Source organism: Polaribacter sp. 2405UD43-2 (assembly GCF_058147125.1).
Window position 1 is genome coordinate 45,492 of sequence record NZ_JBYVJX010000014.1, and the last position, 10,243, is coordinate 55,734.

Sequence of the window (10,243 nt, forward strand, 5' to 3'; positions counted from 1 at the left end):
TACTATGGCAGAATTATTAAGAGGTGGTCAATTTCTTGTAAAAGAAACAAACTGTGAAGATGTTTTTACTCCAGAAGATTTTTCTGAAGAACAACAAATGATGAAAGAAGCTGTGATGGAATTTAATGATAGAGAAATTATTCCACATAAAACTCGATTTGAAGCAAAAGATTATGCACTTACAGAAGAAGTGATGCGTAAAGCTGGAGAATTAGGTTTCTTAGGTGTTGCTGTTCCTGAAGCTTATGGAGGTTTAGGAATGGGATTTGTTTCTACCTTACTAACTTGCGATTATATTTCAAGTGGAACTGGTTCTTTTAGCACAGCTTTTGGTGCACATACAGGAATTGGAACAATGCCAATTACTTTGTACGGAACAGAAGAACAAAAACAAAAATACGTTCCTAAATTAGCTACTGGAGAATGGTTTGGTGCTTATTGCTTAACAGAACCAGGTGCTGGATCTGATGCCAATTCTGGAAAAACTACAGCTGAATTATCCGCTGATGGAAAATCATACAAAATTAACGGACAAAAAATGTGGATTTCTAATGCAGGATTTTGTCGTTTAATGATTGTTTTTGCACGTATTGAAAATGATAAAAACATTACTGGTTTTATTGTTGAATATGACAGTGAAAATTCCAACGGAATTACGTTAGGAGAAGAAGAACATAAATTAGGAATTAGAGCATCATCAACAAGACAAGTGTTTTTTAATGACACAGTAGTACCTGTAGAAAATATGCTATCTGAAAGAGGAAATGGTTTTAAAATTGCAATGAACGCACTTAATATTGGTCGTATTAAATTAGCGGGTGCTTGTTTAGATTCTCAACGTAGAATTCTTACTTATGCTGTAAATTATGCTAATGAGCGTAAACAATTTAAAACTCCAATTTCAGATTTTGGGGCTATCAAAGTAAAATTAGCAGAAATGGCAACCAATACTTATGTTGGTGAATCTGCTTCCTATAGAGCCGCAAAAAATATTGAAGACAGAATTGCTTTAAGAGTTGAAGCTGGCAATACACACCAAGAAGCAGAACTAAAAGGAGTTGAAGAATATGCTATTGAATGTTCCATTTTAAAAGTTGCGGTTTCTGAGGATGTACAAAATTGTGCTGATGAAGGGATTCAAATTTTTGGAGGAATGGGATTCTCTGAAGAAACTCCTATGGAAGCTGCTTGGAGAGATGCAAGAATTGCGCGTATTTACGAAGGTACTAACGAAATTAACAGAATGCTTTCTGTGGGTATGTTAATTAAAAAGGCGATGAAAGGTCACGTAGACTTATTAGGTCCTGCAACTGCAGTTGCCGATGAATTAATGGGCATTCCTTCTTTTGAAACTCCAGATTATTCAGTATTATTTTCTGAAGAAAAACATATGATTGCAAAATTAAAGAAGACATTCTTAATGGTTGCAGGTGCTGCGCTTCAAAAATATGGTCCAGAAATTGAAAAGCATCAACAATTATTAATTGCTGCATCAGATATATTAATTGAAATTTATATGGCAGAATCTGCAATTTTAAGAACTGAAAAAAACGCAAAACGTTTTGGTGAAGATGCACAATCTGTTCAAATTGCAATGTCTAAATTGTATTTATATCACGCAGTAGATATTATTGAAGAAAAAGGTAAAGAAAGTATTATTTCTTTTGCTGAAGGTGATGAACAACGTATGATGTTAATGGGCTTAAAGCGTTTTACTAAATATACAAACTACCCCGATATTGTAGATTTGCGAAACGAAATAGCAGAAAAAGTAAAAGCAGAAAACAAGTACTGCTTCTAAGAATTCTTGATGTTAAATTGAGCCTGTTAAAGATAAATATCTTCTTCAAGCTCAACTGACATCAAAATAATACAAAAAAGTTAATTTGAAACATTGCGTTTTAGGTTATAGTTAGTTGTTTGTTTAAAAACCATCATTCTTTATGATGGTTTTTTTAGATATTGATACCATATCTTATTTAAACTGAATTTCTTTTGTTGTAAATTAGTGGTTTCTAAAACCTTAAAATAAAACGAATGTTGAATACTTATATACCATTTATTTTTAGTTTTCTACTCTTGTTTTGTACAAATCAAGAAGCAAAAAAAGAAACGATTAAAACTGATACCCTTACAAAATCAATTAAAAAACATCCAAAATTTAATAATTATTGGTATGCAGGAAAAGCAGAAATTACTTCTTACAAATTATCGCAAGTTAGATATGGAGAAATTCATCAAGGAACTGCTGTTCATATTTTTGTTACCGAAGATTTCTTACCTAAAAAACAAGTAAAAGCAGATTATCAGCATAAAAAAAATATTCCTATCTTAAAATTAAATAGTACTAAAAATTTTACAACGGGTATTTATCCTTATTCTTTAATGACAAGTACGTTTTCTCCTATAAACAGTAACAATCAAGCAATTAAGATTTCTTTTTCATCGCAAGAATGGTGCGGAAATACATTTGTTCAATTAAACCATAGAAAAAAGTTTGATATCGATTTTCATTCTTATTTTGAAACAAATGCTGACAGAAAACTATCACTTAAAAAGAACATTTTAGAAAATGAACTGTGGAATGTACTTAGAATAAATCCTAATAATTTACCCACTGGAAATTTGCAAATAATTCCTTCTTTAGAGTACTTATCGCTCAATCATAAAACAATAAAAGACTATAAAGCAATGGCAACTCTAAAAGAAAAAAATGATTTTTTAATTTACGAAATAAATTATCCTGAGCTAAAAAGAGTTTTAAAAATTAAAGCCACAAAAAAATTTCCTTATACAATAGAAGCCTGGAAAGAAACCATTTATAGTGGAGGTAAAAGCTTAACAACAAGTGCTAAAAAAATTAAAACTATTAAATCTGCTTATTGGAATAAAAATGGTGTTACTGATTTAAATGAAAGAAAAGAATTGGGTTTATAATTTTTAACTCTTTTACATAAAGAAAATCTATGAAAGCTTCAATAGTTACTTAATACTTTATCTTTCTAAACGAATTTAATTAAAGATTCTTGTTTTCTCAGAAATAAAAAAAAGAGATTGCTTTCACAATCTCTTTTTTTATAAATATACAAAACTGTATTGTTACTGTTACTCTAAAGACCCCAAATAGCGTTCTGCGTCTAAAGCAGCCATACAACCTGTACCAGCAGCAGTAACTGCTTGTCTGTATTCTTTGTCTTGAATATCGCCTGCAGCAAAAACTCCAGGTAAATTTGTTTTGGTAGATTTGCCTTTTGTGATTAAATAACCTGTTTCATCCATATCTAAAACACCTTTAAATAAATCTGAATTCGGTTTATGTCCAATCGCAATAAAAACACCTGTTACAGAAATATCTGTAGTTTCTTTTGTTTGATTGTTAATTGCTCTTACTCCTTCAACTACATTATCACCTAAAACCTCATCAATTTCTGAGTTATATAAAACTTCGATATTAGCAGTTTTATTAACTCTATGTTGCATTGCTTTAGAAGCTCTCATAAAATCTTTACGCACTAACATTGTAACTTTATTACAAATGTTTGCTAAATAAGTTGCTTCTTCTGCAGCAGTATCTCCTGCTCCTACTACTACTACATCTTGTCCTTTGTAGAAAAAACCATCGCAAGTAGCACAAGCTGAAACCCCACCACCAATAAGGCGTTGTTCACTTTCTAAACCTAAATATTTAGCTGTTGCTCCTGTAGAAATAATTACAGTTTCCGCTTCAATTTCTTTAGATTCATCTACAATTATTTTATGAATTCCACCAACTTCTTCACTTAAGTCGACAGAAGTTACCATACCAAAGCGTACTTCTGTTCCAAAACGTTCTGCTTGTTTTTTTAAATCTTCCATCATTGCAGTTCCGTCTGTACCATCTGGATATCCTGGAAAATTATCAACCTCTGTTGTAGTTGTTAACTGCCCTCCCATTTGCATTCCTGTATACATAACTGGTTTCATATCAGCTCTTGCTGCATAGATTGCTGCAGTATAACCTGCAGGACCAGAACCTATGATTAAACATTTTATTTTTTCAATTGTATCTGACATCTTTTTTATTTATATAATTACTCTTAGTGTAACAAAAATATAATTTTTAAAACCTTTAAAGAATGATTGTTTATAAGTTTTAATAATGAATATAATAGGTATAAAAAATGGATAAAATGATTCTTCTATAAGTACAATATCTTATTTCTTTGGAAGTAATTTTACAATTCCTAAACCTTCAACACCAACATACAGGTAACCATTTAATCCTTGTTCAATAGAACGAACTCTACCTATGTTTTTTAATAGCTTTTCTTCTTTAAAAACCTTATTTCCTTTTAAAACACATCTACTTACATATTGGAATTTTAAAGAACCCACTAATAAATTTCCTTTCCACTTACCATATTTATCACTGTTAATAAAAGCCATTCCGCTTGGTGCAATAGAGGGCGTCCAATAATGTATAGGACTTTCCATACCTGGCAAATAAGTTTTATCAGTAAATTTTGTTCCAGAATAATTTACTCCATAACTTACTTTTGGCCAACCATAGTTTTTACCTTTTTTGATGATGTTTATTTCATCTCCACCTTTAGGTCCGTGCTCGTGAGACCAAATTTCGTTGGTAAATGGGTTCATTTCCATTCCTTGAGGATTTCTATGCCCATAACTGTAAATTGCTTTTTTTGCATCTTTTTTGTTGATAAAAGGATTGCTTTTGGGAATAGAACCATCATCATTTAATCTATAAATTTTGCCACAATCTTTGGTAATATCTTGCGGATTTTTATCTCTGTTTCCTCTATCTCCAATACTAAAATAAAGATAATTATCTTTGTCAAAAGCAATTCTTGATCCAAAATGTTGTCCTCGATTAGAGTTAGGACTAGCTTTGTACAAGACTTCTTTATTGGTTAATTGATTATTTTTCAATTTAGCTCTCATTAAAGCGGTATTTCCTCCATTTCCTTTTCCTTCAAATGATACATAAGTAAAATAAATCCATCCATTTTCTTTGTAGTTTGGATGTAACTCAATATCCATAAATCCACCTTGACCACGAACATAAATTTTAGGTAAACCTTCCACTTCTATTTTAATTCCATCTTTAAAATGAATTAGTTTTCCTTCTTTTTCTGTAATTAAGATTGATTTATCAGGCAAAAAAGTAAATCCCCCAAGGATTGTTTAATTCTTTAACAATCACTTCATATTCTTTTTTTTGTGAAAATGACAAAAAAATAAAAAAAAGTAAAAAAACTGTAACGTATATTTTTTGTTTCATTTTAAGAAATTTTAGTAATAAAAGCAATACAATATATAAATATTATTCTATCTTTGCAGTCCTAAAATTGATAACTATTTTTCGGGGTGTAGCGTAGCCCGGTTATCGCGCCTCGTTTGGGACGAGGAGGTCGCAGGTTCGAATCCTGCCACCCCGACTAAAATTAATACCAAAGAAAATTAAAACCTTGTAAATCGTATGATTTACAAGGTTTTATGGTTTTTGGGTTATCATAAGAATTGAATTAATATGGTTTAATTCGGTTCACAATTCGGTTCACAGTTTTAAAATACAAAAAGTGTGAACCGGATAGACACTTAAAATACTGTAATTGAAATAGTTGATTTGACTTTCGTCTTGACAAAATGTTTAACTAAAAGACGACAACTATGCAATCACAAACTACCTTTACCCTGTCATTTTGGGTTAATGCCACACGAGTAAAAAATAATTTAGTTTCAGTTTTCGCAAGAGTAACTGTAAATGGCAAACGAGCAAATATCAGTTTAAAACGAAAAGTAGTTTTATCCGAATGGGATACTAATAAAGGTAAAGCAAGAGTTAATAAACAAGAATCTCGATTACTCAACAGATATTTAGACCTGGTTAAAAACAGAATTTACGAAGCTCATGATGAATTAGTAAAAGAAAAAGTCTTTATCTGTGCTCAATCTATTAAAGCTCGCTTTTTAGGCGAAGACAACGAAGAGTATTCTTTATTAACATTAGTAGATTATCATAATACACAAATGAGTGAATCATTAACCTACGGCACTTTAAAGAACTACTTCACTACTCAAAAGTACATCAAGCTATTCCTAACTAAAAAAAGAAAAACTCAAGATGTGTATTTATCACAACTAACATTTCGTTTTTGGTTGATTTTGAAAAGTTTCTACGTTTATATGTTCCAGAGGACCATCAAAAGAAAATGGAAAAAAACACGGTGATGAAACATATTCAAAGACTTCGTAAAATGGTGACATTAGCCTATAAAATGGAATGGATAGAAAAAGATCCTTTTATAAAATTCAAGCCAACATATATTAAGAATGAACGTCAATTTTTAAGAGATGATGAATTGCAAAAAATTATTGAAAAAGAATTTGAAATTGAAAGATTAAACCTTGTTAAAGATTTATTTGTTTTCAGTTGTTATACAGGCTTATCTTATATAGACGTTATGAACCTCAACGAAGATAATATTGCTATTGGTATAGATGGCGGAAGGTGGATTATTGCCAACAGACAAAAAACGCATAATAAAGTTAAAATTCCACTTTTACCTATTGCTGAAGAATTAATTAAAGAATATAATGGTCATATTAAAACGAAAAAAACGAAAACCTTATTTCCTAATATTTCAAATCAAAAACTAAATTCTTATCTAAAAGAGATTGCAGATTTATGCAGTATTAAAAAGAATCTAACATTCCATATCGCACGACATACATTTGCAACAACAATAACTTTATCTAATGGTGTGCCAATAGAAACTGTTTCAAAGTTGCTTGGTCATTCAAAAATTGCCACTACTCAAATTTATGCGAAAGTCATAGAACGAAAAGTTAGTGAAGATATTAACAATTTAAAGCTAATATTAAACAATAAAGACACAAAATTAAAATCAGCAAATTAATACCGTTTTTTAAAAGTATTAATTACTAAAAATTCTCTTTTCAAATAAACTTATGATTATTCCTAAATATGAAAAAGTGTATTTTAAATAATAAAATCAAAATTTTATTGTACATTTGAACCCGAATGAATATTCGTTTTGTGATATATTTAACTCAATGAAAACAAAAAGCAAAAGAACATTAATACTCGAAACAGCTTTAAATCTCTTTACTAACCAAGGGCTTCAACAAACATCAATGGCACAAATATCAAATGAAAGCGGTGTAGCGGTTGGTACTATGTATCATCATTTTAAAAGTAAAGATGAGTTAATAAATGGATTATTTTTAGATGAAAAGGAAGAGTTTGGTGAATACATAAAATTCACAGAAGATGAAAAAAAACTATCTATTAAAGACAGATTTTCCATTCTTTGGAGAAAATCTTATGAATTTTATGTTAATGACCCCAATAAATTTATGTTTTCAAGCTCTATTCTTTATTCCCCGTTAATTTCTCAAGAAACAAGAAATCAAGCTCGCAAGTACTATAAAGAAGCTATAGATTTTATTTTAGAAGCAGTAGATAATGATGTGTTTGTAAAAACTGAACTGGTATTTCTTATGAGATGGTACTATTTAAGTGTAGCTGTTTTTGCTCAAGTAGTAATTGCAAATGAAGTTGAAGGAAGTGAAAAGAACATAAAGCAAGCCATTGAAATGGCTTGGAACGCTATGACTAATTGTAATCAACAATAAAACAGAACGTTAGATAAAGTAAAAAAATTTACCTCAAATACCGAATGAATATTCACTTGAAACTATATAAAAATAACTTATTATGACAGCACAAGAAGCATATGATTATTTAGACCCAAAAACATGGGCACAGACTTCTGCTATTGAAAAATTAGCATTAATTGAAGAAGTCCAAAAGAACTTGAGCCAGTATGCCGAAGATTTAGGTATTGCTGATGCGAGAATGAAAAACGATTATATCGGCACTGAAATTTATACTAAAGGATTTGGTATTGCAGGAACAGCAGGCCCAATTGCAGGAATGCTAATGGGAAGTCATCATTTATATGAAAAATTGGTAAATGGAGAACTATTAGAACCTGTAAGTACAAAAACATTAGATGGAGATATTACAGCCATTCAGACTTGGCCAATATTTCCAAAAGATAAAATGTTAGCGGGTAAACAAAAGGGCTATTTACACATAAAAGGCGAACCAAAACAAGTTAATCCGTTAGATAAACCAGCAGGAGTAATAGCTATTTCGGGAGCAGGCAATTACAGTTCTTCAGTAGAAATGGTAAAAGCCTTATTTTATGAAAATAAAGCCGTTATTCATAAACCGCATCAAAACAATGTTGAAACAGACCATATTTGGGCAAAAATATTTCAACCATTGATTGATAGAAAAGCATTAGTGTTTATAGAACCCGAAGAAGCCAGAGCGATGACCTCTTTAAAAGGTTTGCACGCCATATATTTTACGGGTTCAACAGGTGTAGCACACGCAATTCAAAATAACGCAAAAGCTCCTGTTGTTGCAGAATGTGGTGGAAACAATCCGTTGTTAATTATTCCAGGAGATAGACCTTGGACGGATAAAGAGATAAAGCATCAAGCTTTGCAAGTGGTTTCGGTTGGTAAAATGAATGGTGGTGCAGTTTGTGGTCGTGTACAAACCATAATCACTTCTAAAAATTGGCCTCAAAGAGAGCAGTTTCTAAATGCCGTTAGACTGGCTATTCAAGAAGACACCTATGCAGTAGGAACGTATTATCCAGGTGTAGAAGAAACCAAAAAAGCATTTTTAGAAAATCAGCCAACTGCTGAAGTATTGAAAGTAGAAAACGGAAAATATCCAACTACAGATTTTGTGTTTATACCAAATGTAAAGGAAGATGATTTCGCAGTAACTAATGAGGCATTTTGCCAGATCATATCTGAAATACCTTTAGACACAGAAAATAATACTGATGACTACTTAACCAAAGCCACAACGTTTTGTAATGAAAAACTATTGGGTTCTTTAGGTTTAATGATTTTGGTTGATAACGATACGATGAAAGCTCATGAAGAACGTGTTTATCAAGCGATTAATGAGTTGAATTATGGAGGTATTGCAGTTAATACCATTCCACCAAATGTGTTTATGAGTGCCTACTTAACTTGGGGAGGTTGTAATGAAACAACTCAAAATTTTGTTTCAGGAGTAGGTAATTTTGGAAATGCACATCAGTATGAGAATGTTGTTAAATCGGTATTGATTGACGATTTCAACTCTCAAGGGATGTTAATGACCAATAAAAAAATGATGGAACATTTGTTTACTAATTCAGCTTACTTCGCTATTGACAATAGCTGGAAACACTTTGCAAAAATGGCTGGTCAAATGGTGGTAGATGGGTTTAAGAAAAAAGATTTTTAATAAGACAATAATAAAATAATAACAAAATGAATAAAATAATTTTAATCACAGGATGTAGTAGCGGAATAGGACGCATAACTGCTAAATATTTTCAAGGAAAGGGATGGAACGTTGTAGCTACGGTTCGCAAATTTTCTGACAACGACAAAGAATTAACAGACTTGGGTAATGTTTTAGTTACAGAATTAGATGTAACCAAAGAAGACACTATTAAAAATTCAGTAGCACAAGCAGTAGAAAAATTCGGTGCTATCGATGTATTATTAAATAACGCAGGATACGGTTCGTATGGCATTTTAGAAGCAACACCAGAACATAAAATTAGAATGCAATTTGAAGTTAATGTTATTGGACTACTTTTAGTAACCAAAAATGTAATTCCTGTTATGCGCAAGCAAGGAAATGGAACCATAATAAACATTTCTTCAATGGGTGGAAAAGTATCTTTCCCGATGGGAACATTATACCACGGTTCAAAGTTTGCGGTTGAGGGCATGAGTGAAGCGCTTTCATTTGAATTGGCAGAAATAGGTGTACAAGTAAAAATGGTAGAACCAGGTGTTATCAATACCAATTTTGCAACAACATCATTCGATATGAATTTAGATCCATCTATGACCGAATATGCAGAGTTTACAGGTAAAGTTCTAAAAGCATTTGAAGCAGGTGCCAATGGTTCTGAACCTATTTTAGTAGCAGAGACAATTTATAAGGCAGCAACCGACGGAACAAACCAATTACGTTATATAGCTGGACCAGACGCAGAACAAATTATTACAGCACGTAAGCAAATGAATGACCCAGAATATTTACAATTAATACGTTGGACTTGTTACCTTTACTCGGACACAAAATTTAAGACTGTTTGTTACAAAACAAATATCTTAGAAACATGAAAAA

Annotated in this window: 6 protein-coding genes, 1 tRNA gene and 3 pseudogenes; 8 read left to right on the forward strand and 2 right to left on the reverse strand. The window is 31.4% G+C overall.

The annotated features are described in order from the left end of the window. Window positions 1–4 precede the first annotated feature (4 nt). Together ACY2RX_RS13890 and ACY2RX_RS13895 are read left to right on the forward strand one after the other, a co-directional pair. Entirely contained in the window at window positions 5–1,801 is a 1,797-nt protein-coding gene (locus tag ACY2RX_RS13890; protein ID WP_490104583.1) for an acyl-CoA dehydrogenase FadE, read from the forward strand. 236 nt (window positions 1,802–2,037) lie between these two features. After that, entirely contained in the window at window positions 2,038–2,937 is a 900-nt protein-coding gene (locus ACY2RX_RS13895) for a septum formation inhibitor Maf (protein WP_490104584.1), read from the forward strand. Window positions 2,938–3,105: 168 nt separating this feature from the next. On the opposite strand, the gene trxB is transcribed toward ACY2RX_RS13895, so the two are convergent. After that, complete coding sequence (gene trxB / locus ACY2RX_RS13900) at window positions 3,106–4,053, reverse strand: thioredoxin-disulfide reductase (protein WP_490104585.1); 948 nt, start codon at window positions 4,051–4,053, stop codon at window positions 3,106–3,108. Between the two features lie 141 nt (window positions 4,054–4,194). Then, window positions 4,195–5,281: pseudogene (locus ACY2RX_RS13905) on the reverse strand (PQQ-dependent sugar dehydrogenase). A gap of 82 nt (window positions 5,282–5,363) precedes the next feature. Between ACY2RX_RS13905 and ACY2RX_RS13910 the strand changes: the two are divergent. The 6 genes and pseudogenes from ACY2RX_RS13910 to ACY2RX_RS13935 all read left to right on the forward strand — a co-directional run bounded on the left by ACY2RX_RS13910 (window position 5,364) and on the right by ACY2RX_RS13935 (window position 10,239). Beyond that, a tRNA-Pro gene (locus tag ACY2RX_RS13910) sits at window positions 5,364–5,438 on the forward strand. A 232-nt stretch (window positions 5,439–5,670) separates the two neighbouring features. Beyond that, window positions 5,671–5,901, forward strand: a pseudogene (locus tag ACY2RX_RS13915) (Arm DNA-binding domain-containing protein); the annotation flags it as partial. Next, window positions 5,899–6,920, forward strand: a pseudogene (locus tag ACY2RX_RS13920) (site-specific integrase). The pseudogenes ACY2RX_RS13915 and ACY2RX_RS13920, both read left to right, overlap by 3 nt. A 157-nt stretch (window positions 6,921–7,077) precedes the next feature. Continuing rightward, window positions 7,078–7,659: a TetR/AcrR family transcriptional regulator gene (locus ACY2RX_RS13925; RefSeq protein WP_490104586.1), complete on the forward strand. Its 582-nt coding sequence runs from the start codon at window positions 7,078–7,080 to the stop codon at window positions 7,657–7,659. Window positions 7,660–7,741: 82 nt separating this feature from the next. Then, complete coding sequence (locus ACY2RX_RS13930) at window positions 7,742–9,343, forward strand: aldehyde dehydrogenase family protein (RefSeq protein ID WP_490104587.1); 1,602 nt, start codon at window positions 7,742–7,744, stop codon at window positions 9,341–9,343. A gap of 26 nt (window positions 9,344–9,369) precedes the next feature. Then, window positions 9,370–10,239, forward strand: a complete 870-nt coding sequence (locus ACY2RX_RS13935) for an SDR family oxidoreductase (RefSeq protein ID WP_490104588.1) — start codon at window positions 9,370–9,372, stop codon at window positions 10,237–10,239. The last annotated feature ends 4 nt before the right edge of the window (window positions 10,240–10,243 follow it).

Excerpts from the sequence above, each read along its gene's own strand:
- ACY2RX_RS13890 (WP_490104583.1), top strand. The coding sequence starts at position 5 with ATGGCAGAATTATTAAGAGGTGGTCAATTTCTTGTAAAAGAAACAAAC.
- ACY2RX_RS13895 (WP_490104584.1), top strand. The coding sequence starts at position 2,038 with ATGTTGAATACTTATATACCATTTATTTTTAGTTTTCTACTCTTGTTT.
- trxB (WP_490104585.1), bottom strand. The coding sequence starts at position 4,053 with ATGTCAGATACAATTGAAAAAATAAAATGTTTAATCATAGGTTCTGGT.
- ACY2RX_RS13925 (WP_490104586.1), top strand. The coding sequence starts at position 7,078 with ATGAAAACAAAAAGCAAAAGAACATTAATACTCGAAACAGCTTTAAAT.
- ACY2RX_RS13930 (WP_490104587.1), top strand. The coding sequence starts at position 7,742 with ATGACAGCACAAGAAGCATATGATTATTTAGACCCAAAAACATGGGCA.
- ACY2RX_RS13935 (WP_490104588.1), top strand. The coding sequence starts at position 9,370 with ATGAATAAAATAATTTTAATCACAGGATGTAGTAGCGGAATAGGACGC.